This window comes from Acinetobacter sp. SFA, assembly GCF_001647535.1.
GTDB classification, from domain to species: Bacteria; Pseudomonadota; Gammaproteobacteria; order Pseudomonadales; family Moraxellaceae; genus Acinetobacter; species Acinetobacter pecorum.
Map to the genome: position 1 here is coordinate 110711 of NZ_LSZI01000021.1, position 26669 is coordinate 137379.

Genomic DNA, 26669 nt, shown 5'->3' on the forward strand with positions numbered 1-26669 from the left:
GACATGAACGAAGATCAAAAACCAGATGATCCTGTGAATGGCTCAGTCTCCTCAAACAATAAAAGTAGCCCTTCCACCTCACAGCTTGAGTCCGAATCGGTAGAAGAAAAAAATGCTGCAACTTCTGCAGAGCATGAACCATCCTCTGGACTTTCTAAACCCATAAAATATCTGTTACTGGCGGCAATACCTGTTTTACTGGCCATCATTGCCTTTGGTCTATGGAAAAGCTATCACCCGACGACACTTGAATTACAGGGACAGGTAGAAGCGGAAACGATACAGGTCGCCACCAAGGTACCTAGCCGGATTGAAGAAATTTATGTAAAGGAAGGCCAGCAGGTCAAGAAAGGTCAGATTCTTGTCCGCTTATATAGCCCGGAAGTGGAAACCAAAAAACAGCAGGCTGCTGCTGCCCTGCAATCTGCATTGGCCTTACAGTCGACTGTTGATCGGGGTTCTCAAGAGGAGAATATCGCCAGCCTGTATGCCAACTGGCAAGCGTTGAAAGCCCAACAGAATTTAGCCAGAGTCTCCTTTCAACGTGGTGAGAATCTGTTTAAAGAAGGCGTCATTTCCCGTCAACGGCGTGATGAACTTTATGCTGCCAGTCAGTCTGCTGCTCAAATGACCGAAGCAGCCTATCAACAGTATCTACGCGCTAACCGGGGCAGCACTCCGCAACAGAAAACCTCTGCGGATGCACAGGTTGAAATTGCCCGGGCTGCACTGGAAGAAGCCAATTCACTGGTCGCAGAAACAAAACTGCTTGCTCCAATCGATGGAACTGTATCCAAAATCTATGGCGAAGTCTCGGAGCTGGTAGCAACTGCGGTCCCTGTGGTGAGCCTGATTAAAGATGATATGCGTGTGAGTCTGAATATTCGCGAAGACCAGTATGCACCATTCCAGCACATGACCACAATTGAAGGTTATATTCCAGCCTTGGATAAGAAATCTGAATTCCGAATCCAGAATATCAGTGCCGAAGGTGAATTTGCGACCATTAAAACGACACGTCAGACTGGTGGATACGATATCAGAAGTTTTAAAGTCCATCTTGTGCCTGTACCTGCCATACCTGGACTTAAAGTTGGCATGAGCGTCTTGTTTAAATTAAAAGAGGGTTCCTGATGTGGAGGGGGATAGGGCGCGAACTGCGCTATCTGCTCCGGGAAAAATGGGATCTCTGCCTAGTCACGCTTGCGCCTGCCTTCGTCATTATTATATTCAGTAGCATGTTTCTACAGGGTAAACCTGAGCATTTACCTATTGCAATTATTGATCAGGACCAAAGTGCACTCAGCCAGAATATTAATACCTATATTTCAGTCAATCAGACACTTAAAGTAGATCTTGTCACTGGACAAACTGAAGAAGCTGAACTTCTGCTAAATAAAAATAAAATTTGGGGCTATATTCATATTCCGCAGGGTGCCGAGCAACGTCTGGTTCGTGCTCAGGATGCGGGCATCAGTATTGTTTATAATCAGAGTTATTTTAGTATTGGTAATACTATTTCATCTGCCATGCTGATCAGCACCATTGAAGCCATAGCTGATTTTTTAGGAAAGCATTATCTGGAAAATCGGCTGCCTTATCTCGACTTCCCCATCCCCCAGATCAAACTATCCCCGCTGTATAATCCAGATCTTGACTATGAATTTTATTTAGAACCTTTTGTCATTCCGGCAGTTCTACATTTACTGCTCTGTTGTTGCGTGGCATTTTCAGTGGGTCAGGAACTCAAACGGCGAACCTTACAAGACTGGATTAGCCATCAGTCACTCTGGATGGCTTTACTATCGAAAAATCTGGTTTATGTAGCTATTTTTAGCATATGGACCTGGATATGGATGTTCTGGCTGATTCAGATCCGCGGCTGGTTTATAGCTGGCTCTCTTGGTCTGATTTTATTGGCGCAGTTGCTGTTTTATAGTGCCTATGCGTTCTTGAGTAGTGTTATCGTACTAGTGACCAAGGATTTAACCAAATCGTTCGGTTTAATTGCGGTATATGGTGGCTCATCTTTAAGTTTTGCAGGGGTAACCCTTCCCTTAAATAATGCACCCTTATTTACCCATTTCTGGGCTCACATTATTCCCTATACTTCCTATGCCAGGTTACAGACCGAACAGTGGGTGATGGGTAGTCCCGTTAATATTTCACTACAGCCCTTATTTATCCTGCTCATGTTTGTCGTGATCTTTGCCCTGCTAGCCTATCTTTTTTTAAAAAGAGTTGCTAAAGGAATAGTCCAATGAAATCCTGCTGGTCTTATTATCTGCGCAGCTTTAAAGATATTGTTTCGCACGAAAGTATTCTTACCACCCTGATTCTTTCTGTACTTTTTTACAGTTTTTTTTATCCTACTGCATATAAGGCTCAGACTGCAGAATCCTTGCCCATTATTATTGTCGATGAAGAACAAAGCAATTTAAGCACGCGGATCATCCAAAAAGTGCAGGAAAGCCCAAATGTCAACGTCAAAGCGATTACAGGCAATTTCGCGGAAGCCAAGCAATGGGTCGAATCTGAACAGGCAGATGGAATTTTACTGCTGCCGGGCAATTTATCTGAAGCTGTGCTCCACGGTGAATCTGGAGGAATTGGTCTCTATTTAAATGCTGCAAACTTTTTGGCGACCAAACAGATTGGTCTGGGCCTGGCTGCTTCAGTTGAGCAAACCCTATCCGACTATATTGCACAATTTGAACATATATCGGAATTTTCTCCTGCACTCTCCGTACATCAGATTCCCCTGTTTAATACTTTGTCTGGTTATGGCAGTTATGTATTTCCTGCAGTTGCCCCCTTAATTATTCATCAAACTATTTTATTAGGTTTGAGCATGCTGATTTTGATGTACCGGGAAAGAAAAGTAGAGTTAAACTGCAATGCTTTTATCGGGATCTGTCTGGCAATCTTTACGATCGGTTGTCTGGGCTGTCTTTATTTATTCGGTTTTACATTCTGGTTATTTGATTATCCGCGTGGCGGTAATTTTATCGGCATGCTCATTGCCGTTCCAGTATTTATCTACTGTATTATTGGTATGACCTGGTTGCTCGCCAGCTTTCTGGATATGCCAGAACGGGCAGGCCATGTGATTGTATTTACTTCAATTCCTCTGTTCTTATTCTCGGGTATCGCATGGCCCCACTCTTCTATGCCAGTCTGGATGCAAATCCTGGCCGAAATCCTGCCCTCTACCCAAATTGTGCAGATGTTCATTCAGCTTAACCAGATGGGAGTTCCTACCGCACTAGTGGTACCAAAACTAATTTATCTTGGAGTATTCGGTAGCTTGTGTTTCTTGCTGGGCTATCAACGCCTGATTCAGCTTCCTAAAAACTGACCGGCATCACCATTAAGGCCTGTTCAGATTTAAGGATTGGATTCGCCAAACACTTGAATATTAAAATTACGGATCTTGGCGCTGCCATTCGGCTTGTCAAAACTCACATCATACTGAACCAGATTATTCGGATAAGCAATTTCATAGCTGACCTTATACTGGCTCGGCTGATTGGTCGCTTCTTCAATCTGCTTGGTCATTAAGGTTTTAGACTTGTATTCACCTTGAGGAATTGAACGTGAAAAGCGTTTCATCAACTTTTCATTGTCCTTAAAATAAGCCTGTAATTGTGGTTCGAGTTGATCCAGAAACTCATCATACTTCCCGTCACGCAAATCCTCATAAGCCAGCTGTGCCGCCTTTTCCTGCTCAGGACTCGGATTTGGAATATTCTCCATTGAATTACAGCCACTCAATGCCAGCGCTGCTGCTAACAACATTAACTTGGTTTTCATCGCTTACCTCTATCTTGTCAAGGTTTATAAAAAAGGACGCCGAAGCGCCCTTTTTATCAGTAGGAAAATTATTCTTCTACTGAATTTTCACCGTCTTTTTCAAGCTGTTCAGCTTCAGTCACTAAATTTGTTTCTGCCACTAAAGCGTCTTCACCTTCAATCGCTTCAACAAACTCGTCTTCTTCCACAGCTTCAATAGAAACTACACCCACCAGCAATTCGTCATTACCTAAACGGATCAGACGAACACCTTGTGCATTACGACCTGTTTGCGCAACCTCTGACGCACGTGTACGAACCAGCGTACCGCCATTAGAGATCAGCATCAATTCTTTAGTCGCATCAATTGCCACTGCACCGACTAACTGACCATTACGCTCAGAAGTTTTTAGTGCAATAACACCTTTACCGCCACGTTTTTTGGTCGGGAAGTCATCTACTGGGGTACGTTTACCATAACCATGTTCAGAAGCACACAGCACTTCACCTGTTTCAGGCACAACTACCAGTGACACAATACGGCTGACAATTGCTGAATCTGAACCATCTTCATCATCAGAATCAATGTCATTATCGTCCTGATCTTCAAGCTGTGCTGCTGCACCAATGGTCACGCGCATACCACGTACACCTTTGGCCGAACGACCCATTGAACGCACGTCCGTTTCTGCGAAGCGAATGGCTTTACCTTCGTTTGAGAACAACATGATTTGCTGTTCGCCATCAGTAATCGCCACACCAATCAGGGTGTCATCACCATTAAGTTCAATCGCACGTAAACCGTTTGAACGAACATTCGAGAACTGTTCAAGCTCTACACGTTTAATCGTACCGTATTCGGTTGCCATAAACACATAGAAGTTCTTACGTACAGCTTCCACCTGCTGTACAAACTCATTGATGATGTCATCATCAAGCTCAGTTGTTGAAAGTGCTTGTCCTAACTCTTTCAGCTGCGCACGAAGTGCATCAGAAATATCATCTGCACCATCTTCAGATTCAGCCAATGCAGCTTCAAGCGCAGCAAAATGACTGTTGATCACTTCATTACTTTGCAATTGTGCTGCATTTGCTTTTACAAATGCCTTGAAGTCAGCCAGACGTTCTTTAAATTTCTTCGGTGCATCAATCACAGGCAAGATGGCTGTAATCGTTTCGTTTTCGTCTAGTGGCAACAAGTTCACCATTGGGCGACCTTTGGCACCACGTGAAGCTTGTGGCACTTCGTAGACTTTCAGGCGATAAACTTTACCAACATTGGTGAAGCAAAGCACGGTTGCATGGTTCGAAGTGACCACCATATGCTGGATGTAATCATCTTCTTTCATGCTGGTTGCAGACTTGCCACGGCCACCACGACGCTGTGCAGCGTAGTCAGACAATGGTTGAGTTTTTGCATAACCTGTTTTTGAAACCGTCAGCACCATTTGCTCTTCAGGAATCAGATCTTCACGAGAGAAATCGATACGTGACTCGACAATTGACGTTTTACGAGCATCGCCATACTGCTGCAGAATCAAGGCCAGCTCTTCACGAATCACGTTCATCAATAAGTTGAAGTCATTCAAGATAGCCGTGTATTCAGCAATCTGCGCAAGAATTTCAGAATATTCAGCTTGAAGTTTATCTTGCTCAAGGCCAGTCAAGCGATGTAGACGCAGTTCCATAATCGCGTTAACTTGCGTCGGCGATAAGCGATATACATCGCCATCAATACCGAATGGACGGCTAGGATCTTCGCCTTCAATTTCGTCAGGACGTACAGAAACAGCACCGGCTTTTTCAAGTAAAGCTGCTACACCACCTGCTGCCCACTCGCCCGCTTGTAAACGCTCACGCGCCTCAGCCGGGTTTGCAGATGTTTTGATGGTTTCAATAATCTGATCGATATTGGCAAGTGCAACTGTCAAACCTTCCAAGATATGACCACGTTCACGCGCTTTGCGTAATTCGTACATGGTACGACGGGTGACCACTTCCTGACGGTGACGGATAAATGCCGCAATGATGTCTTTCAGGTTCATCAGCTTCGGCTGGCCATTGTCCAGACAGACCATGTTGATGCTGAAAGAGTTTTCAAGTTGCGTGTTCTGGAACAGGTTGTTCACGATCACTTCGGCGTTTTCACCGCGCTTCAGGTCAATCGCGATACGCATACCGTCTTTGTCAGACTCGTCACGAAGCTCTGAAATGCCTTCGAGCTTTTTCTCTTTGACCAGTTCAGCAATACGCTCAATGGTTTTTGCTTTATTGACCTGATACGGAATTTCAGTGAAGACAATCGTGGTGCGGCCATTCTTCGGGTCTTCTTCGAAATGGTACTTCCCACGGATATGCAAACGGCCCTTACCGGTACGGTATGCATCGACGATACCTGATTTACCGTAAATGATGCCGCCTGTCGGGAAATCCGGACCAGAAATATGTTCCATCAACCCTTCAATACTGATCTGGGGATCATTGGCATAGGCCAGACATGCATTCACCACTTCAGTCATGTTATGCGGCGCCATATTGGTCGCCATACCGACTGCAATACCGGTCACACCGTTAATCAACAAGTTCGGGACACGGGTTGGCATGACCTGAGGAATACGCTCAGAGCCATCGTAGTTGTCTTCCCACTCTACGGTATCTTTTTCAAGATCCGCTAACAGTTCGTGGGTCAGTTTACGCATACGCACTTCGGTATAACGCATCGCTGCTGCGCTGTCGCCATCGACTGAGCCAAAGTTACCTTGGCCATCTACCAACTGGTAACGCAAGCTGAAATCTTGCGCCATTCGTACAATGGTTTCATATACGGCAGAGTCACCATGCGGGTGATATTTACCGATGACGTCACCGACTACACGTGCAGACTTTTTATAAGCTTTGTTATAGTCATTGCCTAATTCGTGCATTGCGAAAAGCACACGACGATGAACAGGTTTCAAACCATCTCGTACATCGGGCAATGCACGTGACACAATCACGCTCATCGCATAATCGAGATATGAGCTTTTAAGTTCATCCTCAATGGCAATCGGTCTAATTTCCGATACGCTCATGCATACTCCTTATTCTACAAGCCAATTTTGGCTTGTATTTATATGTCGTAAAACTAGCAAAATCATTAACTCAAACGACTGAGTTAAAAACTAAAATACAGCCCTAAATTATAGCATACACACTTGTATTTTTGTGTCGAAATATTCGGCTTAACCTTGTTAATTATCTTCATTTTAGTGATCATTTTCTTATTATTTAAAAAGCAAAAATCAGTCAGTCCGATCTGCTTCTTTTTAATCTTTAAATTGTGCAAAAATAGAATAATACAAAAAAAGATACGCCAATTTACTAGCGTATCTTTAGCGTTTTTTTATATGTTTTTTAGTGAGGCTGATTCAATACTCTACGGTAGCTTAAAACTGCAACAATCAATAGAATTGGCAACAACATCTCCACCCCTTCCTCGATCGTCATAATCATGACTTGACTATGTTTTAGCAACTCGATTCCAAACTCTTCTTTCAGGGTTGAGGTCGTACGATCCAGCACCTTGCTCAATCCGCCACAGACAATGGTAAGAAAGATAAAAAAATGTGCAATATTTAAGGAATCTTTCATACTTCGTACGGTTTGCACCAGTTTTTTCGCCAGCACCAGAAAGACAAAAATAATTCCGAGCAACAAAATAAATCCAAGCAGCTTATCCATGAGCGGAATTTCAGCACTGCGATAGAAATTCGTTTTGATGAAGCTGATGTCGAACAGGCGCTTGTGAAAATCCATTTCCCGCAACCCCAGCAATACTGCCGCTAAAGCTGCAAACACCCGGGTATCAGGCTTGATTTCAGCATTCAGCAAACATAGCACTGCCAGCAAGTACCAAAGCCATGGGCTCATGACTTCAAAAGCACCTGATTCACTAAACAAATACTGGGTCACCGGAATCGGTGCATTCAGGGCAGTATGAATACAGATCCCCAGATAAAGCGCGATCAGCAGGAAACTAATGAACAAGATATGTGCGGTTTTAGAAAAGGACATGATGAGAAACAGGAGAAAAATCAAACCGGGATTTTATCACTTTTCATCCAAATGACATACACTAGTTTCGACTGCCGAGTATTCTCCAGTCAAAAAACTGTTTTTATTGTTTTCTATGAGTAGTATTAAGAATACTTATTTAATAACTCAACCAGTGACTCAGTGAATGGATGCTTCCTTATCTTTGTTGATGAATCAGCCCCTAAGGCGCATCCACCTCTTGTATTCTGTGTGAACCTTAAAAAACCCAGGTTTTCATAGATAAATTTTTAACCCTAGCTGCTTTAATACTTTTGAAACGGCATCACCAATCTAATCATAAACGTTAAAATCAACGCAATGACGCCAATGACTAATCCAACAGTAATTATGAAATAAGATATACATCACCAGCCCAATGGGATCAGCTGAAGGTCCCTCAAATAGCCAACCTGTCCTTCGATTGAGTATTTCAGTATCAGCGAATGCTGCCAACATAAATAGCATCCCGACATAAGCAAAACAGCCACATATTAAAAAAACAGCGACTACACCCAAAGATAGACTCGACTGGATGCAATAGACCAAGCCCCCCACACTTAGGAGAAAGATAATCAAACCAATAATCAGAGTAAAAATATGCTGAAATAAAGGATCATTAAAAATCATATTTTTTTCAGGTTGCTGTAAGGCTGACATTTATTTTCTTATTTAAAGTTTTTATTATTTTAATTTATCTCATATATCCATCAACATAAATAATATTTTAGAAAAGATAGACAATAAAAAACGCCTCTTGATACTCAGACCAAGAGGCGTTTTTCGAACCTGATTCAGGAATTAGATTTTAGAAACCAATTCAGGAATAACAGCATTCAAGTCACCTACTAACCAGTAGTCAGCAACTGCATTAATTGGCGCTTCTTCATCTTTGTTGATTGCAACGATCACTTTAGACTCTTTCATACCAGCCAAATGCTGAATCGCACCAGAAATACCTACAGCGATGTACAGGTCAGGTGCAACGATTTTACCAGTTTGACCCACTTGCATATCGTTTGGTACGAAGCCGGCATCTACTGCAGCACGTGACGCGCCTTGAGCAGCACCAAGCTTGTCAGCTAGCGGATCAAGGATTTTGTGATAGTTTTCGCCAGAACCTACACCACGACCACCAGAAACGACAATACGTGCAGCTGTCAGTTCAGGACGTTCAGATTTTACGATTTCTTCGTTAATAAACTTAGAAATACCGGCATCACCAGTAGAAGCAATAGCTTCAACCGCAGCAGAACCACCTTCAGCAGCTACAGCATCAAATGCCGTACCACGAACAGTCGCCAATACGATGTTTTCGCCTGATTCTACAGTCGCAATCGCATTACCGGCATAGATTGGGCGTTTAAAAGTCTTAGGACCATCTACCGCAATGATGTCAGTAATCATGCTTACATCAAGAAGCGCAGCAGCACGCGGCAAAATGTTTTTACCAGTCGTGGTAGAAGCAGCAAGGATATGGCTATAATCTTTGCCCAATTCTGCAATCAGTTTTGCTACGTTTTCCGCTAACTGGTTTGCGTAAGCCGCATCATCAGCAAGCAATACTTTGCTTACGCCTGCAACTTTAGCCGCCTGGTCAGCAACTGCCTGAGCGCCAGAACCAGCCACCAATACAGTGATATCACCACCGATTTTTTGCGCCGCAGCAACAACGTTTAAAGTAGCAGCGTTTAATGCTTTGTTGTCGTGCTCAGCGATAACTAAAATACTCATGATTTTTATCCTTCTGTATTAGATCACTTTCGCTTCGTTTTTCAATTTTTCTACAAGTTCGTCTACAGACTTCACTTGTACGCCAGCTTTACGCTCTGCAGGAGATTCAACTTTTACTGTTTTCAGTTTAGTTGTAGTGGTTACACCGAAATCTGCAGGTGACTTGGTATCAAGCGGTTTTTTACGCGCTTTCATGATGTTTGGAAGTGCCGCATAACGTGGCTCGTTCAAACGCAAGTCAGTGGTAATGATTGCAGGAAGTGTCAGTTCAACAGTTTGTAAACCACCGTCAATTTCACGTGTTACTTGTACTTTATCGCCGTCTACTTTCACTTCAGAAGCGAATGTACCCTGACCTGCACCCAATAAAGCACCTAGCATCTGACCAACCTGATTAGAGTCGTCATCAATCGCTTGCTTGCCTAGAAGGATCAATTGTGGTTGTTCAGCATCAACAACACCTTTCAGAATTTTAGCGACTTCCAGCGCACCTAGTTGGCTGTCATCAGCTTCAACCAGAATACCGCGGTCAGCACCAAGCGCCATTGCAGAACGGATTTGTTCTTGGGCTTCTTTAGGACCAATAGAAACAACAATGATTTCTGAAACAGTTCCTTTTTCTTTTAAACGAACCGCTTCTTCCACTGCGATTTCACAGAATGGATTAATTGACATTTTAACGTTAGTTAAGTCAACACCACTGTTGTCCGGTTTAACACGAACTTTAACGTTGGCATCAACCACACGTTTTACAGCAACAAGAGCCTTCATGTAATCCTCGGCTGTTTTAGCAAATGTAAATGTTGAGAAAAGTTAGTGTAACTCTTCACTTAAATTTTTTTAGGTGCCCTATCTTGCAATGTGTACGGCATTTCGGTCAAGTCACAATTCAACAAAGAGCTGTAAAAATGCGTAATTTTCCCTGAACGATGCGTTCACAATTAATTGTTATCGTTTTATTACAATGAAATTTATCAATATTTACTTAAATTTTAACCATTGATTTATATTATTTTTTTATCTGATTAATCACATCAGAAGTTTTGATTGATGACTTTAAATTTAAATTGATTTAAAGCCGCTTGAAGCAAAATAGACGAAATATAGATATGTCAGCTTTTGTCATTTTAGACAGAAATCATATTGAGAGCGAATTAAACTCAATATATAGACAAATTGAATAAATAATAAACCAGTACATTCATCCGACTCTGACAAAGTAATTACTTCTTTTCAAATTTTCTCAATCATAAAAAAGCATACTGCGAACAGTATACTTTTTCGGGATCCGATTAATTGATGATGAGCCAGCTTGCGGCAAGTGCCAGTAAACCACCCGAAGTTCCATCCACCCATTTTTGTTTACGTTCATCTATTTGAGTTTTCTGGCTGATTTTGCTGAATAGAATACTTAAGCCACAATACACCACAAAAATAAGACTGATAAAAATAAAAGAAAGAATCAAACCCTGGCTCACTGTATTGGCTGATTTATCAATAAACTGCGGTAAAATTGCAAAATAGATCAGCATACCTTTTGGATTTAACAGGGCAGTAAAAAATCCTTTTTGAATCGGATTGGGCGAAGTTTTTTTCTCAATATTCAGCGCATTTTTACTGAATACCGATTTGAGCAAACCAAAAGCCAGATACAACAGATACGCGATCCCGAGCCAGCGAATGGTTTCAAACAGTACCGGAAAAGAAACAATGATGGCTGCAATACCTAGCGCTACCAGGATCGAATGTACCAGATAACCGCAACACACTCCTACGGTTGCCATCATGCCTGCTTTTGCATCTTTACCCATCACTTGAGACAGGATAAACAACATATCGGGTCCAGGCGTAAAAATCAGGGGAAGCACGGTCAGTGCAAAAAGTGCAAATACAGACATTTCCTTTTCCTTTCAAACTCCAGAAAATGCAATAAGTATCTGTGATTTTTTATAAAATTGGCTTTCTTTTTATTCTATAATAAGTTTTATTTTTCGAATATTATTCTAATTTATGAAAATATCCACAAAGTCTGTGCGGGTAAAACTTGATCGGATTGATAAAAATATCATTCGTTACTTACAAGCCAACGGCCGTATTCAGAATAATGATCTGGCACGGGAAATCGGACTTTCACCATCATCCTGTTTGCGCCGGGTAAAATTACTGGAAGATGCAGGTGTCATTCAGAATTACACTACTATCGTTGATCAACAAAAAATTGGGTTTCAGTTGATCCTATTTTCGCGCATCTGGCTGGTCGGTCAGGATGCCGAAACCATCGACACCTTTATTGAAGCAATGAAAGAACTGCCGCAGGTGATGGAGTGCTACATTATTCTGGGGGAAAGTGATGCGATGCTGAAAGTCGTGGTGCCTGATCTGGAAAGTTACCGGAAATTTCAGTCGACTCATCTGACCAAAAAAAATGGCATTACCAGTGTCAAAACGGATTTACCCAGCCAGATTATCAAACAGAGTTTCCAGCTGCCTTTAGAAGATTTATAAAAGAATTAATTACAAGTAGCGACGCTGGCATAGGTTTAATTTTAATTCTGAACAGTATCTTCAATCCGAAGCTGGATTGAAATTAACTAAGCTGCAAGTTTTATTAAAAGATAAAAGTGAGGTTGCCTGTGCTGATATGCTTAAAGACAACCCTCTCCTCTTGAGCAAAACCAGAATACAGCCCGAGTCTTAATTTTTTATATTATGGTAGCTGTAGGAACATTTAATGAGTTTCTTGTGCCAAAAAATCACGATGTACATGGCTTAAATCCACCAGTTCATAGTTTGCCAACTCAAAAATTTGCCAAATCGCAACTGCATCTTCTTTTAAGTCGACTGCCTGTGTCGCACGATTCGACAATTGCCATTGCAGGTCAGAAATCCATAAATAGTATTGTCCGGTGCTCGCGTTAAATGCCTGAACTTTACCATCGGCATTAATGCCTTGAATAATGGCACCTTCAGGCAAAGTCGCTTCAAGATTGGGTAAGCTAATGTCCACAAAATGCTTGATTTGCCGCAAACCATAACCGGCAAACATTTCTTTTTGAGCCTCACTTAACTGTGCATATTTTTGTTCTATGTCCGCAATTACCAGTGTGTCCATATTGCCTCCCATCGGTCAAATACTGAGACTCTGCTCAGTAATATTTCATTTTAAATATTAAATAGTATTTATTGTTATACCTGAAATGGCGCATTTAACGAATAAGACAATAGTGAAATGCCAATCCCAACGCCAATGTTCAGTTGAATTCCATTTTAAGGTTTATATATGAAAGTTTTATGCCAAAAATACATTTTTTATGATCTCTATTCCTTAAAACCTGGCATATGATCAATCTTCTTTATGTTGCGCACGCGGATGAGCCTGATCATAAATTTGAGCCAGATGATCAAAATCGACATGGGTATAAATTTGCGTAGTGGTTAAATTACTGTGTCCCAGCATTTCCTGCACGGCGCGTAAGTCCCGGCTATTGGATAACATGTGACTCGCAAAACAATGTCTTAACAAATGCGGATGTAAATCTACATTGACGCCTGCACGCTGCGCCTGAAATTTAACCCGGTTTTCAATCTGTCTTGCACCAAGCGGATTGCCTTTCTGGGTAATAAATACATTCGCCTCGGGCACAAAATCACCATTCCATAAGGGATAGACTTGCAACCAGGCCATCACGCTGTCTTTGGCCTTGGAGCCAAAAGGCACAATCCGGGTTTTATTGCCTTTACCAGTAATACGTAATAATTGCCGGTTGAAATCAATATCTTTAATTCTCAGGCTTTGCAGTTCTGCCAGACGCAGCCCACTGGAATAAAGCAACTCTAACATCGCTTTGTCCCGGAGCCACATTTGCTGCTGTATTTCATTGTCAGGCGCAGGCTGATCAATAATCTGGTTAACGGTTTCAATATCCACCATGCCCGGCAAAGGGCGCGATTGACGTTTTAACTGAAAATCATCCGCAGGATTAAAAGCCATATGCTGAGCCTGCTCGGCCCATTTCATAAACTGGCGAATGGCTGAAAGCATACGTTGCATGCTGCTGGGACTCAGTTGATGCTGTTCGACTTTCTCAGCCAGAAACTGGCGTAAATCGGTGGCTTCCACATCGTTTAAATTGAGCTGTTCACGCTGGCAAAACTCTAAAAAATCCGAGACATCACGCTCATAAGCTTGCAAGGTATGTTTGGACTGGTTTTGAATTTCACGTTCTTTCAGCCACATGTTAAGCAAGAGTTGAGGTGGGACAATCACTGCTTGCTCCATTTAGAGTTGCTCCAGATAATCTTGAATCAGCATTGCAACCTGATTTGCATGAGTGCTGGCAAAGAAATGATCTCCACCTTTAATAATATGCAATTTTGCATTTTTAAAAATTCCTGCCAAGTATTGTCCAAGCTGAACAGTGCTTAAAGGATCATGATCGCCCCAGATCAGCAAGATCGGAACGTCCAGACTTGCGAGCTGAAGGCGGCTAAATTCAGTTTGGTCTTCTTCAAACCAGTCCGGCGCTGTTTTAAACAGTTCACGATAATCTGTTCGCCAGTCTGCACAATGAAATGTTTTTAAATTCAGACCACCAGATGTCGCCAACAATACCAACCCTTTGACTTTCTGTGGATGCTTAAGTGCCAACCCAATGGCCAAGACCCCGCCCATAGACTGGGCAATTAGAATGGAATCATCTTCAATTTGCTTTTTCACGAATTCTTGCAGATCATGCAGGTTTTGAATAGCTAAATTTGGTGCTACACCATCAAAGCCTGGATAGGCAATGACTTGCTGATCTGTATATTCGGTTAATGCTGCTCTTAATGGCTGCCAAAAGTGCTGGCTTCCTGAAGCACCCGGCAGGAAAACAAGCTTATTCATCTCATTCAAATTCTACAGTTTTTCCCATCCTAGCATAAAAAAAAGCACCATCGATCAGACAGTGCTTTTTCTCAAGCGGCACGAAATCTAGCTCTGGAAGTAACGTAAATCCAGACGACCTTCATACACGGTAGCCGTTGGACCGGTCATCCACACCACATCACCTTCTTTCCACTCAATCTGCAACTTTCCACCTGCAAGTTCGATTTCGACTTTGCTCGACAGCAGACCACGGCGCATACCAGACACTGCGGCTGCACAGGCACCTGTACCACAGGCCAAGGTCTCGCCTACACCACGCTCAAACACACGTAAACGCGCATGTTTATCATCAATAATTTGCATAAAGCCCGCATTGACCCGTGCAGGGAAACGTGCATGCGACTCGACCTGCGGACCAATACGTGCGACATCGGCAGCAATCACATCCGGTACAATCGTTACCGCATGTGGATTGCCCATATTCACCACATCAATCGTCAGCTTTTCACCGCCAGCAAGATCGATGTCATACAGGCTCTCCGGCGCATCAGCCACAAATGGAATTTCCTGAGGCAGGAATTTTGGATAGCCCATATTCACACGCACCCAGCCATTCGCGCCCAATTCTGGTACTACAATACCTGACTTGGTTTGTACCTTGATTTTGGTTTTGGCGGTCAACTGCCGATCATGCACAAACTTGGCAAAACAGCGCACACCGTTGCCACATTGTTCCACTTCCGAACCATCAGCATTAAAAATCCGGTATTTAAAGTCTGCACTCGGAATATCAGGCGGCTCAACGATCAATAACTGATCAAAACCAACCCCAAAGTGACGGTTGGCCAGGCGTTGAATCGTCAGGGTATCCAGATAAGCACGCTGGCTGATCAGGTCCACTACCATAAAGTCATTGCCCAAGCCATGCATCTTGGTAAATTCTAATAACATCCTGATTTACTCCTTAAGGCAATAAACGCTCACGTTCCCAGAGGGATTCAATCGTTTCACGTTCACGAATCAGATGCGCCTGATCGGCGTCGACCATCACCTCAGCAGCACGGCCACGGCTGTTATAGTTTGAACTCATGACAAAGCCGTATGCACCCGCACCAAGCACTGCCAGCACATCATTTTCCTTGATCGCAAGCTTGCGCTCTTTACCCAGGAAATCACCAGTTTCACAGATGGCACCCACGACATCCCATTCTTTGCTTTCGACATCAGTACGCGGCCTAACAGGTTGAATGTCCATCCATGCTTCATACAAAGCTGGACGAATCAGGTCATTCATCGCTGCATCAATAATCGCGAAGTTGCGGTGACTGGTTGGCTTCAGCAGATCCACTTTGGTCAGTAGCACCCCCGCATTGGCAGAAATACTGCGTCCCGGCTCCATATACACCTTCAAGCCCAGTTTTTCTAAAGCTGGACGCAGTGCGTTGGCATATTCTTCAACCGACGGCGGGGTCTCATCTTTATACGTCACGCCCAGACCGCCACCGATATCAATGTGTTTAAGATGGATGCCCAGCTCTTTTAACTGCTCAATCATGACAATCACCCGCTCCAGTGCATCCACAAATGGCTGGGTTTCGGTCAGCTGTGAACCGATATGGCAGTCAATTCCGACCACATCCAGATTTGGCAATGACGCCGCATATTGATAGGTTTCAAACACGCTATCCGATGGAATACCGAATTTATTTTCTTTTAAGCCGGTTGAAATATAAGGATGGGTTTTGGCATCCACATCCGGATTCACGCGCAATGAAATCGGTGCTTTGACATTCAATTCAGCCGCCACCTTTTGAATACGATCCAGCTCGGCATAGGATTCCACGTTGAAACACGCAATCCCGACTTCCAAAGCTTTTTTGATATCTGCTTCAGTTTTACCCAAACCGGAGAATACAATTTTCGATGCATCACCACCGGCTTTTAGCACACGGGCCAATTCACCACCGGTCACAATATCAAAACCTGCACCTTGCTTTGCCAATACATTCAATACCGCAAGATTAGAGTTGGACTTTACCGCAAAACAGATTTGATGATCGATAAAGTTAAAAGCACGGTCCATATCTAAAAAATGTTTTTCCAGAGTGGCTTTGGAATAAACGTAGAGTGGTGTGCCAAATTGCTCCGCGAGCTGTTGTAATGAACATTGCTCAGCGTGCAATACCCCATTAATGCGGGTGAAACTCATGAAGGTATCCTTTCTGTGAAAGCGTTATGGTGTGGTTTTAACGTCTGAATCGGCAGGCGCAGCAAACTGTTGTGGCATGGGTATCTCGCGTTCTTCATCGGACGCTTTGGACTCATTTTCAGTATTTTTGTATAACAGATACTTGGCCCGCTTGTCGTAATTCGGATCATTTGGCAAGTGCAAAGCACCTGACTGTCCACAACCTGCAAGAACGAGACCTGTCGCTAAGATACTGATGTAGCAAATGACTTGGCGCATCTGACCACCTAATGTAATAGTTTCGATGAAGTATAACGCGATCATTCGGCATGACCCAAGCGTTAAACGCTAGAGAGTATCTTTAGACAAAAAAAAACGCCAGCAGATCGCTGACGTTTTTATTGATAAGGTTTATTTATGTTTCTGTTTATAGAAGCCAAAATAGCCAATGACTAGCAAAATAAACCAGATCGGGCTGACCATTAGGGCCTGGCGGGTATCTTCTTCCAGCGCCAAGACCACAATCATGCTGAGAAAGAAGATAATTACCATCCAGCATGTCACCAGACCGCCCGGCAACTTAAAGGTTGATTTGGCATGCAGTTCCGGACGTGTTTTGTAATACACGATATAGCTCCAGATAATAATGATCCAGACACAGATAAACAGAATCGTGGACAAAGTCGTGGCCAAGGTAAATGCCCGGACAGTATTTGGAACAAAATACTGCAGTGCTGCTCCCAGCAACAAACATACCGCTGAGAAATACAGGGCGTTGGCAGGGACCGCACGACGGTTCAGGCGACCAAAAGCCACCGGTGCCTGCTTTTCACGTGACAGGCCAAACAGCATACGACTGGTCGAGAATACGCCACTGTTCATTGATGACATTACCGAGGACAACACCACCAGATTCATGATAATCGCAGCCGCTGCAATGCCAGCCTGACTGAACAGGTTTACAAAGGGCGAAACATTCGGGTCAATCTGGTTCCAGGGTGTCACTGACATCACAATCAGCAATGCCAAAACATAGAAAATAATGATACGGATCGGAATAGAATTCACCGCTTTTGGCAGGTTCTTTTCTGGATCTTTGGTTTCAGCCGCAGTAGTCCCCACCAGCTCCACCCCGACAAAGGCAAAGATGGCAATCTGGAAACCGGCAAGGAAGCCCATGGCACCTGTAGGGAATATCCCGCCATGATCCCAGATATGACTAAATGAAGCGACCGTTCCAGCATCAGAAGTGAATCCTGTAAAGATCATCCAGAGGCCGACGGCAATCAGCACCACAATGGCAATAATCTTGACCAGGGCAAACCAGAATTCCATTTCACCAAACAGTTTTACCGTAACCAGATTCAAGCCTATGATAAACACAATCGAGGCAATACTGATCATTACCCCCTCTTCAGGACTAAAGGGCAAGCCATTATTGAAGAATTGCAGATAGTAAATGATGGCGGACAGATCTGCGATCCCGATGGTGATCCAGCACAGCCAGTAGGTCCAGCCAACAAAGTATCCGGCCCAAGGCCCAATCAGATCCGTGGCAAAATCAATAAATGATTTATATTGCAAGTTGGAAAGTAACAGTTCGCCCAGTGCACGCATCACCAGAAAGACCATAAAACCGATGATCATATAGATCACCAGAATCGAAGGTCCTGCGAGACTGATGGTTTTACCCGATCCCATAAACAGGCCGGTTCCGATGGCACCCCCAATGGCAATTAGCTGTAGGTGCCGGTTGGATAGACTCCGCTTTAATTCATCGTGCTCCGCCGACGAATTGTTATAGTTTTCTGACATTATTAATTACAACTTCGAATTTTACTTGCGACAAATTAACGTAAAAAATGCTGAATACAAAAATAAAAATCACATCATTTGTATTTCCTGATTAATTGAAGAAGTTAATTTATTTTTCTTATATCGCTCTCCAAACACATTTCTGCCTTATTTTTGACCTGCAAGATTTCAGTAATTTCTTGTCAAACCCCTAAAATTATGTAAAAAATGGAACACTATTCAGCCATTTTATGCACTCAGGATGAAGGCATCTGGCATAGCAATTGCTTTTTAATCAATATCTCGAACGACGCAAACATGGATCCATAAGAAGAATTTTATGCAAAATTTACAAAGTTTAATGGAAACTTTAAGCGGCTGGGTCTGGGGCCCTTATATGTTGGTACTGATTGTCGGTACCGGGGTATTCCTCACCTTCCGTTTATTGTTCTGGCAGTTCCGCATGTTGCCACTGGCTTTTAAACAGGTCTTTGGCAAGCACCCAGACCACGCAGGTGATATTTCCCAATTTGCTTCACTCATGACCGCACTTTCTGCCACGATTGGTACCGGTAATATTGCCGGCGTGGCCACTGCCTGTGTTCTTGGTGGTCCAGGGGCTGTGTTCTGGATGTGGATGACTGCCCTCTTTGGTATGGCAACCAAATACGGTGAAGGTGTTCTGGCAGTCAAATACCGAATTAAAAATGAGAAAGGTGAAATGTCCGGTGGCCCGATGTACTACATCGAACGCGGACTGAAATGGAAATGGCTGGCGCTGATTTTTGCTTTTTTCGGGGCAATCGCCTCTTTTGGTATTGGCAGTTCGGTACAGTCGAATACCGTGGCGCTGGCGGTTCAAAATAGCCTGGGGATCGAAACCTGGATGACGGGTATTATTATTACTGCCTTTTCGGCACTGGTGATTTTGGGCGGGATTAAATCAATTTCCAGAGCAGCGTCACTGATTGTTCCTATTATGGCTATAGGCTATGTGGCAGGGGGATTAATTATCATTTTTAATAATCTCGAACTGGTCGTTCCTGCGCTTAAAATCATCTTCACCTATGCCTTTACTGGAGAAGCAGCAGTGGGCGGTGCAATTGGTGCGGCGATTCGTTATGGTGTAGCACGTGGCGTATTCTCCAACGAAGCGGGTATGGGTTCTGCGCCAATTGCGGCCGCAGCAGCAAAAACTGATCATCCGGCCCGTCAAGGTCTAGTGTCTATGACCGGTACGTTTATTGACACTATTATTGTCTGTTCAATCACTGGTATTGTTCTGGTCATGGGCTATATCATGGCAGGCAATTCATTCGGAGGCCAAACCGGTGCCGTATTGACCATCGGTGTATTCGACAAGCTGCTACCCGGTATTGGTGGTTGGGTGGTTACTTTCGGGATCATTTTCTTCGCTTATTCCACCATTTTGGGCTGGAGCTACTATGGCGAAAAATGTACCAGCTATTTACTTGGCGAAAAATTCGTTTTGCCCTATCGCATTATTTATATTGCCTCAGTGTTTATCGGCTGCATTGCAACCCTGGATCTGGTCTGGCTATTCGCCGATACCTTTAATGGCCTCATGGCGGTGCCGAACTTAATCGCATTATTATTACTGTCTGGTGTCATTGTCAAAGAATCGAAAGACTTCATTGCAAAACGTAAATCTGGTGAGCTGTATTAATAGATAAGTTGTGTAAATACTCAATTCACATATAAAAAAGCCACGTAAATCGTGGCTTTTTTATACTTCAGTTTTCCCATTTTTCATTATGAAATTTTAGCAACGTAAACCACTACAGGCGAGCTTGTCCCGCTCAGATTCAAGCTCCAGTGCCAGTCCTAAAGATAAAACAAAGAACTGAATGCCTTCAATTTTCATATTGCCCTGTTCATCTTCCAGATATCCACGCAGTTTTTGATAGGTTTTATGATGCAGATCAAAAGGTACATCCAGATAAAGCCCACCCAGGTAGATTTCACTATGGACGGTTTGATCCAGACCTAAACACGGCATATAGGCAATCCCCTGTTGCTCTAGCCAGCCGATCAACATTTGGCGAACCGAGTCTGCGTTCCGATCTGGATGTATATAATGATCAAAATGCACAAATAACACATCACGGTTTTTTTCACGTGCGATCGCATCAATATGTTTCAGCAATTGTGACAAGATCTGTTCCATTCCAGCATAACAAGACGGGCATTATAGACGGCGTTACCGCACAGTATTCAAATCAGCATAAATAAAAGCGACAAACCTTGTCGTAAAAACCATGATTTTTCAGGTGAAAGGCTTGGTTTTCGATAGCATTCACCGCTATGCTGTCACTCAATTTCAATCGCTTCATCTTCAAATATGGCTAAAGCAAAAAGTGTGTATCGTTGTGAACAATGTGGTGCCGATCATCCCAAATGGTCGGGGCAGTGTTCTGAATGCGGGGAATGGAACAGCCTGGTTGAGGTGACCATTGCACCGGCAGTGACGCATCGCGCCCAGCCAAAAATTGGTGGTGGATACGCCGGCCAGGCGTCTAGCATTACTACCTTAAATCAGGTCTCAGTCTCTCATGAAACCCGTCTTCCGACGGGTATCAGCGAATTTGACCGGGTCTTGGGTGGCGGACTGGTGACCGGTTCGGTGGTCCTGATCGGCGGTGATCCCGGGATTGGTAAATCTACCATCTTGCTACAAACAGCCACGCACATGGCATCTGCCAAAAATCCGGCCCTGTATGTGACAGGTGAGGAATCCTTGTCTCAGGTGGCTTTACGTGCCCAGCGTCTGGATCTGCCGACCGACCAGCTCAAAGTCATGGCAGAAACCTGCGTCGAACGTATTTGTGAAGTGCTGGCCCAGCAACGTCCTGCGGTGGCAATCCTGGACTCGATCCAAACCTTGTATACCGAAACCCTGCAATCTGCACCGGGTGGTGTCTCACAGATTCGTGAATCAGCGGCCCTATTGACCCGTTTTGCCAAAAACAGTGGCACGTCTTTGTTTCTGGTCGGTCATGTAACCAAAGAAGGCGCACTGGCCGGCCCACGTGTACTGGAACATATGGTCGACTGTGTACTGTATTTTGAAGGCCAGTCGGATTCACGTTACAGGATGATCCGAGCGGTCAAAAACCGTTTTGGTGCGGTTAATGAACTCGGTGTGTTCGGCATGACCGACAAAGGTCTACGCGAAGTTTCCAATCCTTCAGCCATCTTTTTAAGCCGTTATGATGAAGCGATTCCCGGCTCAATTGTAATGATCAGCCGGGAAGGTACGCGCCCGCTCCTGGTTGAAGTTCAGGCCCTAGTCGATGATGCACATGGCCAACCACGACGTGTAGCGCTTGGCCTGGATCAGAATCGCTTGAATATGCTCCTTGCAGTCATGCATCGGCATGGTGGTGTGCAAACCTCCGGCCAGGATGTTTATGTCAATATCGTCGGTGGGTTGAAAATCACCGAAACCGGTTCGGATCTGGCGGTACTTCTCGCCTGCGCCTCCAGCATTCGTGGCAAAGCCTTACCGCAACAGCTGGCGGTTTTTGGTGAAGTCGGCCTGTCTGGAGAGATTCGTCCTGTGCCGAACGGCCAGGAACGCCTAAAAGAAGCGATTAAACATGGGTTTAAATATATTATTGTCCCTCGCGGCAATGCACCGCAAAAACCCATTGAAGGCGTGCAAATTATTGCAGTTGCGCGTTTACATGAAGCCTTAAGCGAGGCGATGGCGCTGAGTGATGAACTCAACTAACTGTAAACTGGCCTATTTGGTACAAAGAGCAAAAAAATACAGATTTTTGATTGAAATTCCACACAAAGCCTATATAAATAGACTGTACAAACAGGTTTTATTCTCATAGGAAAAATGAATGGAAGTTCGACAGCGCGGTTTGATCACAGGTCTCTTGACAGCAGTTTTATTGGTTGCGCCTTTTGCAGCTGAAGCAAAACGTGCCGGTGGCGGTAAAAGTCACGGCATGCAACGTTCTGCACAACCTACTCAATCTTATCAACAACCTCGTCAAACTGCGCCTGCTCAACAAGCGCCAGTTGCCGGTGCTGCAACCCAGCAAAAATCTGGTCCGGGTGTCGGCGGTATGGTGGCCGCGGGTGTAGCCGGTGCTGCGATTGGTGCAGTTGCTGCCAATGCCTTGGCGGATGATCAAAGTGTAGCAGCATCTGAAGCTCAGGCTGCTCAAGCAGAAGAGGAAAAAGGTGGTATTCCGGGCTGGATCTGGATCCTTCTTGCTGCTGCTGTTGCCTTCTTCATTTTCCGTAAAATGAGCGCAAAAAAAAAAGTAGCTTCTAACCCTTTTGCACCAAATAGCGGTGCTGGTAATACAGCACCTTTTGGTCAGGCACCGACTGCACCTCGCGGTGGTGACAGTACCAATATTTTTGGCCAGAACGTGGGTGGTCAAACGTCAAGCAATAATGCTCCGCTTGGTTCCGCTCCGGTAAATAATGCGCCTTTTGGTGCAGCTTATACCCAAAGTGGCAGCCAGTTACCGGATGGTACTGAACCTGCTGCATTCTTGCGTGTAGCGCGTCAGCGTTTTAACCATATTCAGTCCATGAATACAGCAAGCAACATTTCTGAAATTCAGCGTTATCTGACTCCTGATCTTTATCAGTCAATGTATAACGACATCATGAGCAATCAGGATCAGGATGTTGCCGAGTTTTTAAATCTGAATGCGATGGTTGTCGACTCATCGACTGACAATGGCCAGTATATTGTCAGCGTACGCTTTACCGGTACGGTAAGCGAAGACTTAAACAGCTTGCCGCAACCGTTCGCAGAAATCTGGCATTTCACCAAACCAGCAGCTTCAAATCAGGACTGGGTGGTTGCAGGTATTCAGCAAGACTAATTCGTAATAGATTGTTTTTAAACAGCGGCTTTCAAGCCGCTGTTTTTATTTTTAAATTCTATATATTTTAATCCACGCTCCCCCTCCCCCCCTTTTTTTAGACTTATCAATAGTTCTTTATATTTTTCACTTAAATAGCTTTATATTTCTTATTTTAAATATAAATAATAATTGTTATCATTCTCACTAATTACTTCATAAATTTGTAAATAGAATTTCCGATGATGAATAGTCCGAATATGCAAACCATAGCGACTGGAACAGTTACTGCACCAAATCCCTCAAGCAAAAATAAAGTCAAAGCCAATATGCTGGCTTACCGTGGGATGATTTTATATCGCTTTATTCTGGCGGGTGTGGGCGGTTATCTACTGGCTACACTGGCAACGATCGTGATTGCCCAGCTTTTTATCGACAGTGGAAGCAGTGCTGCCATGTCCGCGACCCTGAGTGGCTTTAGCTTGAATACTGCTGCATTTATCTGGGTATTTATGGTGAATAAAACGCTCAAAGCTACGCTCGGGATCGCGATTCCCGGTGTTTTGCTCTATATCGCCTATAAGCTTTTAGGAAATTAAAATGAGAATAGATGCAAAACCCGAAGGTCCGCGCCAATCGATGGCAAGGTTGCATACCTGGGCCAGTCTGATTTTAGGCTGGCTTTTATATGCGATATTTTTAACGGGAACCTTGAGTTTTTTCCAGAACGAAATTACCGTCTGGATGAAATCGGAATTTCATCAGTCAGTTCCACCAAAGACTCAAATCGAACAAACCCGTGTGGCACTGGCTTATCTGCAACAGCACCATCCGGATGCCGGCAGCTGGGCGATTCAGCTTCCTACCACACGCCAAAATACCACCACCCTGACTATTCGTAGTACCGGTGAAGATCCGCGTGCCCGTCGTGGTGGTACCCGTGTGACAATTGACAGCGCCACGGGCGAAGTTTTGCAAGCGCGTGAAACACGCGGCGGTTCATTCTTATACCGTTTCCACTTTGAATTGTATGGTTTGCCAAGAATCTGGGCGCGCTGGATTGTCGGTATTGCAACCCTGCTCATGCTGGTGGCAATCATCAGCGGTGTCATTACCCATAAGAAAATTTTCAAGGATTTTTTTACTTTCCGTCCCGGCAAAGGTCAGCGTTCCTGGTTGGATGCACATAATGCTACTGCGGTATTTGCCCTGCCCTTTCATATCATGATTACCTTCAGTGGCTTATTACTATTACTCTTTACCCTGATGCCTTGGGGCATAAACCAGATTTATGAAAATCGAGGTGCTTTCCTTCAGGATCAACGTAAAAGTTTGATTCAGAACACCAGTATTCAAGCTGAATCCCGTGATGGCCGTAGTGAAAGTAAAGAACGTCGACCGCAAGCTGAGAGAGAAAATCGTGGCGAGCGCGGTGAAATGTCTGCACGTGGTGAAAGTCGCCGCTCTCGTGATGAAATGCAAGTTGCATCTCCTGCACCATTAACCGATCTGGCTCCGATCTTGGCAACAGCCGAAAAAGAATGGAAAAATAACTCGGTTGGCACGATAACCATTATCCAGCCGAATACCGTAAAAGCTGAAATTGAGCTTCGTGCCTTAAACGGAGTCAGCGTAGCTTATCGCAATGTTTATCCAAGTCTGGCTTTTAATGGCGTAACAGGTGATTTAGAGCCGGATCAAACCACCCTGAAAATACCTTCAGTCGCAAATGGTATTTATAATGTATTCACCACATTGCATGAAGCACGTGGCGTGGATCTGGCTTTACGCTGGTTATTGTTCATGTCAGGTGTGGTCGGCACCTTGATGATTGCGACCGGCTTGATTCTATGGTGTGTTAAACGTGCACCGCAGCAACAGAAACAAGGCTATAAATCGTTTGGATATCGTCTTGTGGAAGTCACCAATATCGCTGCCATTATTGGTTTACCTATTGCCTGTGCTGCCTATTTCTATGCCAACCGTTTTATTCCGGCAGACATGGAGGTGCGTCTGAACTGGGAAATTCGTAGCTTCTTTATTGTCTGGTTGCTGACGTTACTGTATGCCATGATTCGCAGTCATCGTCAGGCCTGGCTGGAACTATTACTGCTCGCCACTGCTGCATTTACCTTGCTCCCAATCGTGAACTTCTTGACCGGCGGTCAGGCGATCTGGAATAGCATCTTGCATGGTCAATGGGTCATTGCTTCTTTTGATCTGGCGATGTGGGTGCTTGCGATCCTGTTCTGGTTTTCATTTAAAAAAGTGAAAAACCATAAAGGTTTGTCGCCTAAAAAAGCCAAGGTTGCTCTCAAGGAGAATCAGTTATGATGTTCTTCTTCCTGATTTGGGCTTTAACTTCACTGGGTTTCTTTGCGCTTGCAATGTCAATGTCCAAGCATCAAAAACAGATTTTTGACACAGAACTTGACCCTGCAAAAACACAACTTGCGACTATTTTCGGTTGGGTACTGCTCATAATTGCCCTGACTCTGTGTCTGTTGACAGGAGCTGTCAGCAATATGATCAGTTACTGGTTGGGTAGTCTGACTTTTGCAGCACTGGTGGTCGGCTTAAGCCTGAGTTATCTGGCAAGTAAAATTAAAGTGATCGTAATGTTGTGTGTATTCATCGCCTCGATCTCAGGAATTCTTTGCTTGATCTAATCATTTGATTGACCAATCTCTTTAAAAAGCTGACCTTCGGATTGGCTTTTTTGCTTTAAACCTTTTAGTCTACGCACAATATTTTTGAGATGTTGATATGACCCAGCGTGTTTCTCCCTCTGCTGCCCTGACTAATCTTGCTTTATCAGGCAATGCTAAAGCACAATTTGAACTGGCTGAACTGTATATGCAAAGCGAGCATGATGATGACATCATTCTTGCTGAAGAATGGGCATTGAAAGCTGCCAACGGTGGGCTGGTGGATGCAATGTACTGGTTAGGTGAAGGTTATACCGTTTATGCCAAAGAATTAGCAGAAGAAGATCCGGAAGAATCCAAAGCTCACTTTGAGTTAGCCTATTACTGGTTAAGCAAGGCCAATATCGAGAAGCACCCTGCTGCGACTTTAGAGCTGGCCGGTTTTTACCGTCGCGGTGATGTGATTGAAAAAGATGTAGAGAAATCAATTTCTTTAGTCAAACAGGCTGCTGAATGGGGTGAAGTTCAGGCCATGCGCGATCTTGCTTTTATTTATGCCAATGGTTTAGGTGTAGATGGCGATGAAGATCTAGCTGAGCTCTGGACCCAAAAAGCGGATGCTGCTGAGCAAGAAGCTAAATAAAATAAAAAGCCCGTCAAATGATGGGCTTTTTACTTAACGCTCATACTCACCCTCTATGGGATGCACAATGCTCAAA

The 26669-nt window shown here is 44.0% G+C and carries 26 protein-coding genes; 11 read left to right on the top strand and 15 right to left on the bottom strand.

What is annotated here, in order from left to right:
• The first annotated feature begins 3 nt into the window (after positions 1–3).
• Genes AY607_RS13610 through AY607_RS13620 form a run of 3 tightly spaced genes read left to right on the top strand, consistent with a single transcriptional unit; the run spans position 4 to position 3358 of the window.
• Positions 4–1134: an HlyD family secretion protein gene (locus AY607_RS13610; protein WP_064102818.1), complete on the top strand. Its 1131-nt coding sequence runs from the start codon at positions 4–6 to the stop codon at positions 1132–1134.
• The gene (locus tag AY607_RS13615; protein WP_064102819.1) at positions 1134–2264 is read left to right on the top strand and encodes an ABC transporter permease; all 1131 of its coding nucleotides are present in this window, start codon (positions 1134–1136) and stop codon (positions 2262–2264) included. The genes AY607_RS13610 and AY607_RS13615 overlap by 1 nt, the downstream gene beginning before the upstream one ends.
• Positions 2261–3358 (top strand): ABC transporter permease, encoded by a 1098-nt coding sequence (locus tag AY607_RS13620; protein ID WP_064102820.1) that lies wholly within the window; start codon positions 2261–2263, stop codon positions 3356–3358. Before AY607_RS13615 ends, AY607_RS13620 begins: the two co-directional genes overlap by 4 nt.
• A gap of 29 nt (positions 3359–3387) precedes the next feature.
• Here AY607_RS13620 and AY607_RS13625 read toward each other — a convergent pair whose 3' ends face one another.
• From AY607_RS13625 to AY607_RS13655, 7 genes are all read right to left on the bottom strand, one after another.
• Positions 3388–3813 carry a hypothetical protein gene (locus tag AY607_RS13625; RefSeq protein ID WP_064102821.1) on the bottom strand — a complete coding sequence of 142 codons (426 nt, stop codon included), beginning with the start codon at positions 3811–3813 and terminating at the stop codon, positions 3388–3390.
• A 68-nt stretch (positions 3814–3881) separates the two neighbouring features.
• Complete coding sequence (gene gyrA, locus AY607_RS13630; RefSeq protein ID WP_064102822.1) at positions 3882–6863, bottom strand: DNA gyrase subunit A; 2982 nt, start codon at positions 6861–6863, stop codon at positions 3882–3884.
• Positions 6864–7185: 322 nt separating this feature from the next.
• Positions 7186–7845 (bottom strand): hypothetical protein, encoded by a 660-nt coding sequence (locus tag AY607_RS13635; protein ID WP_064102823.1) that lies wholly within the window; start codon positions 7843–7845, stop codon positions 7186–7188.
• Between the two features lie 312 nt (positions 7846–8157).
• Positions 8158–8523, bottom strand: coding sequence for a hypothetical protein (locus AY607_RS13640; RefSeq protein ID WP_064102824.1), 366 nt, complete (start codon positions 8521–8523; stop codon positions 8158–8160).
• Positions 8524–8664: 141 nt separating this feature from the next.
• A complete protein-coding gene (locus tag AY607_RS13645) occupies positions 8665–9597 on the bottom strand; it encodes an FAD-binding protein (protein ID WP_064096284.1) in 933 nt (310 codons plus the stop codon).
• A gap of 18 nt (positions 9598–9615) precedes the next feature.
• A complete protein-coding gene (locus AY607_RS13650) occupies positions 9616–10368 on the bottom strand; it encodes an electron transfer flavoprotein subunit beta/FixA family protein (protein WP_064096285.1) in 753 nt (250 codons plus the stop codon).
• 521 nt (positions 10369–10889) lie between these two features.
• Positions 10890–11495, bottom strand: a complete 606-nt coding sequence (locus tag AY607_RS13655; protein WP_064096286.1) for a LysE family translocator — start codon at positions 11493–11495, stop codon at positions 10890–10892.
• A gap of 112 nt (positions 11496–11607) precedes the next feature.
• Between AY607_RS13655 and AY607_RS13660 the strand changes: the two genes are divergently transcribed.
• The gene (locus tag AY607_RS13660; RefSeq protein ID WP_064096287.1) at positions 11608–12102 is read left to right on the top strand and encodes an Lrp/AsnC family transcriptional regulator; all 495 of its coding nucleotides are present in this window, start codon (positions 11608–11610) and stop codon (positions 12100–12102) included.
• Positions 12103–12325: 223 nt separating this feature from the next.
• On the opposite strand, the gene AY607_RS13665 is transcribed toward AY607_RS13660, so the two are convergent.
• From AY607_RS13665 to AY607_RS13695, 7 genes are all read right to left on the bottom strand, one after another.
• Positions 12326–12709 (bottom strand): hypothetical protein, encoded by a 384-nt coding sequence (locus AY607_RS13665; protein WP_064096288.1) that lies wholly within the window; start codon positions 12707–12709, stop codon positions 12326–12328.
• A gap of 231 nt (positions 12710–12940) precedes the next feature.
• A complete protein-coding gene (xerA, locus tag AY607_RS13670) occupies positions 12941–13876 on the bottom strand; it encodes a site-specific tyrosine recombinase/integron integrase (protein WP_064102825.1) in 936 nt (311 codons plus the stop codon).
• Positions 13877–14482 carry an alpha/beta fold hydrolase gene (locus AY607_RS13675; RefSeq protein ID WP_064102826.1) on the bottom strand — a complete coding sequence of 202 codons (606 nt, stop codon included), beginning with the start codon at positions 14480–14482 and terminating at the stop codon, positions 13877–13879.
• 87 nt (positions 14483–14569) lie between these two features.
• Positions 14570–15415, bottom strand: coding sequence for a diaminopimelate epimerase (dapF, locus tag AY607_RS13680; protein WP_064102827.1), 846 nt, complete (start codon positions 15413–15415; stop codon positions 14570–14572).
• 13 nt (positions 15416–15428) lie between these two features.
• Positions 15429–16673, bottom strand: a complete 1245-nt coding sequence (lysA, locus tag AY607_RS13685; protein ID WP_064102828.1) for a diaminopimelate decarboxylase — start codon at positions 16671–16673, stop codon at positions 15429–15431.
• 24 nt (positions 16674–16697) lie between these two features.
• On the bottom strand, positions 16698–16931 hold the full coding sequence (gene lptM / locus AY607_RS13690) for an LPS translocon maturation chaperone LptM (protein ID WP_064096473.1): 234 nt from the start codon (positions 16929–16931) through the stop codon (positions 16698–16700).
• A 132-nt stretch (positions 16932–17063) separates the two neighbouring features.
• On the bottom strand, positions 17064–18467 hold the full coding sequence (locus AY607_RS13695) for an amino acid permease (RefSeq protein ID WP_064102829.1): 1404 nt from the start codon (positions 18465–18467) through the stop codon (positions 17064–17066).
• A gap of 319 nt (positions 18468–18786) precedes the next feature.
• Between AY607_RS13695 and AY607_RS13700 the strand changes: the two genes are divergently transcribed.
• Positions 18787–20133 (top strand): alanine/glycine:cation symporter family protein, encoded by a 1347-nt coding sequence (locus AY607_RS13700; protein WP_064102830.1) that lies wholly within the window; start codon positions 18787–18789, stop codon positions 20131–20133.
• A gap of 96 nt (positions 20134–20229) precedes the next feature.
• Here AY607_RS13700 and AY607_RS13705 read toward each other — a convergent pair whose 3' ends face one another.
• The gene (locus AY607_RS13705; protein WP_064102831.1) at positions 20230–20634 is read right to left on the bottom strand and encodes a hypothetical protein; all 405 of its coding nucleotides are present in this window, start codon (positions 20632–20634) and stop codon (positions 20230–20232) included.
• 174 nt (positions 20635–20808) lie between these two features.
• Here AY607_RS13705 and radA point away from each other — a divergent pair, with 174 nt between their 5' ends.
• The 6 genes from radA to AY607_RS13735 all read left to right on the top strand — a co-directional run bounded on the left by radA (position 20809) and on the right by AY607_RS13735 (position 26593).
• Entirely contained in the window at positions 20809–22200 is a 1392-nt protein-coding gene (gene radA / locus AY607_RS13710) for a DNA repair protein RadA (RefSeq protein WP_004645722.1), read from the top strand.
• 118 nt (positions 22201–22318) lie between these two features.
• The gene (locus AY607_RS13715) at positions 22319–23323 is read left to right on the top strand and encodes a Tim44 domain-containing protein (protein ID WP_064096296.1); all 1005 of its coding nucleotides are present in this window, start codon (positions 22319–22321) and stop codon (positions 23321–23323) included.
• Positions 23324–23544: 221 nt separating this feature from the next.
• The gene (locus AY607_RS13720) at positions 23545–23901 is read left to right on the top strand and encodes a hypothetical protein (protein ID WP_064096297.1); all 357 of its coding nucleotides are present in this window, start codon (positions 23545–23547) and stop codon (positions 23899–23901) included.
• A gap of 1 nt (position 23902) precedes the next feature.
• Positions 23903–25636 carry a PepSY-associated TM helix domain-containing protein gene (locus AY607_RS13725; RefSeq protein ID WP_064102832.1) on the top strand — a complete coding sequence of 578 codons (1734 nt, stop codon included), beginning with the start codon at positions 23903–23905 and terminating at the stop codon, positions 25634–25636.
• Positions 25633–25971, top strand: a complete 339-nt coding sequence (locus AY607_RS13730; RefSeq protein ID WP_064102833.1) for a DUF3325 domain-containing protein — start codon at positions 25633–25635, stop codon at positions 25969–25971. Before AY607_RS13725 ends, AY607_RS13730 begins: the two co-directional genes overlap by 4 nt.
• A gap of 97 nt (positions 25972–26068) precedes the next feature.
• Complete coding sequence (locus AY607_RS13735) at positions 26069–26593, top strand: tetratricopeptide repeat protein (protein WP_064102834.1); 525 nt, start codon at positions 26069–26071, stop codon at positions 26591–26593.
• Positions 26594–26669 lie beyond the last annotated feature (76 nt).

Bases quoted from the DNA above. Each gene is read 5' to 3' on its own strand.
- AY607_RS13610 (WP_064102818.1), top strand. From the start codon at position 4: ATGAACGAAGATCAAAAACCAGATGATCCTGTGAATGGCTCAGTCTCC.
- AY607_RS13615 (WP_064102819.1), top strand. From the start codon at position 1,134: ATGTGGAGGGGGATAGGGCGCGAACTGCGCTATCTGCTCCGGGAAAAA.
- AY607_RS13620 (WP_064102820.1), top strand. From the start codon at position 2,261: ATGAAATCCTGCTGGTCTTATTATCTGCGCAGCTTTAAAGATATTGTT.
- AY607_RS13625 (WP_064102821.1), bottom strand. From the start codon at position 3,813: ATGAAAACCAAGTTAATGTTGTTAGCAGCAGCGCTGGCATTGAGTGGC.
- gyrA (WP_064102822.1), bottom strand. From the start codon at position 6,863: ATGAGCGTATCGGAAATTAGACCGATTGCCATTGAGGATGAACTTAAA.
- AY607_RS13635 (WP_064102823.1), bottom strand. From the start codon at position 7,845: ATGTCCTTTTCTAAAACCGCACATATCTTGTTCATTAGTTTCCTGCTG.
- AY607_RS13640 (WP_064102824.1), bottom strand. From the start codon at position 8,523: ATGTCAGCCTTACAGCAACCTGAAAAAAATATGATTTTTAATGATCCT.
- AY607_RS13645 (WP_064096284.1), bottom strand. From the start codon at position 9,597: ATGAGTATTTTAGTTATCGCTGAGCACGACAACAAAGCATTAAACGCT.
- AY607_RS13650 (WP_064096285.1), bottom strand. From the start codon at position 10,368: ATGAAGGCTCTTGTTGCTGTAAAACGTGTGGTTGATGCCAACGTTAAA.
- AY607_RS13655 (WP_064096286.1), bottom strand. From the start codon at position 11,495: ATGTCTGTATTTGCACTTTTTGCACTGACCGTGCTTCCCCTGATTTTT.
- AY607_RS13660 (WP_064096287.1), top strand. From the start codon at position 11,608: ATGAAAATATCCACAAAGTCTGTGCGGGTAAAACTTGATCGGATTGAT.
- AY607_RS13665 (WP_064096288.1), bottom strand. From the start codon at position 12,709: ATGGACACACTGGTAATTGCGGACATAGAACAAAAATATGCACAGTTA.
- xerA (WP_064102825.1), bottom strand. From the start codon at position 13,876: ATGGAGCAAGCAGTGATTGTCCCACCTCAACTCTTGCTTAACATGTGG.
- AY607_RS13675 (WP_064102826.1), bottom strand. From the start codon at position 14,482: ATGAATAAGCTTGTTTTCCTGCCGGGTGCTTCAGGAAGCCAGCACTTT.
- dapF (WP_064102827.1), bottom strand. From the start codon at position 15,415: ATGTTATTAGAATTTACCAAGATGCATGGCTTGGGCAATGACTTTATG.
- lysA (WP_064102828.1), bottom strand. From the start codon at position 16,673: ATGAGTTTCACCCGCATTAATGGGGTATTGCACGCTGAGCAATGTTCA.
- lptM (WP_064096473.1), bottom strand. From the start codon at position 16,931: ATGCGCCAAGTCATTTGCTACATCAGTATCTTAGCGACAGGTCTCGTT.
- AY607_RS13695 (WP_064102829.1), bottom strand. From the start codon at position 18,467: ATGTCAGAAAACTATAACAATTCGTCGGCGGAGCACGATGAATTAAAG.
- AY607_RS13700 (WP_064102830.1), top strand. From the start codon at position 18,787: ATGCAAAATTTACAAAGTTTAATGGAAACTTTAAGCGGCTGGGTCTGG.
- AY607_RS13705 (WP_064102831.1), bottom strand. From the start codon at position 20,634: ATGGAACAGATCTTGTCACAATTGCTGAAACATATTGATGCGATCGCA.
- radA (WP_004645722.1), top strand. From the start codon at position 20,809: ATGGCTAAAGCAAAAAGTGTGTATCGTTGTGAACAATGTGGTGCCGAT.
- AY607_RS13715 (WP_064096296.1), top strand. From the start codon at position 22,319: ATGGAAGTTCGACAGCGCGGTTTGATCACAGGTCTCTTGACAGCAGTT.
- AY607_RS13720 (WP_064096297.1), top strand. From the start codon at position 23,545: ATGATGAATAGTCCGAATATGCAAACCATAGCGACTGGAACAGTTACT.
- AY607_RS13725 (WP_064102832.1), top strand. From the start codon at position 23,903: ATGAGAATAGATGCAAAACCCGAAGGTCCGCGCCAATCGATGGCAAGG.
- AY607_RS13730 (WP_064102833.1), top strand. From the start codon at position 25,633: ATGATGTTCTTCTTCCTGATTTGGGCTTTAACTTCACTGGGTTTCTTT.
- AY607_RS13735 (WP_064102834.1), top strand. From the start codon at position 26,069: ATGACCCAGCGTGTTTCTCCCTCTGCTGCCCTGACTAATCTTGCTTTA.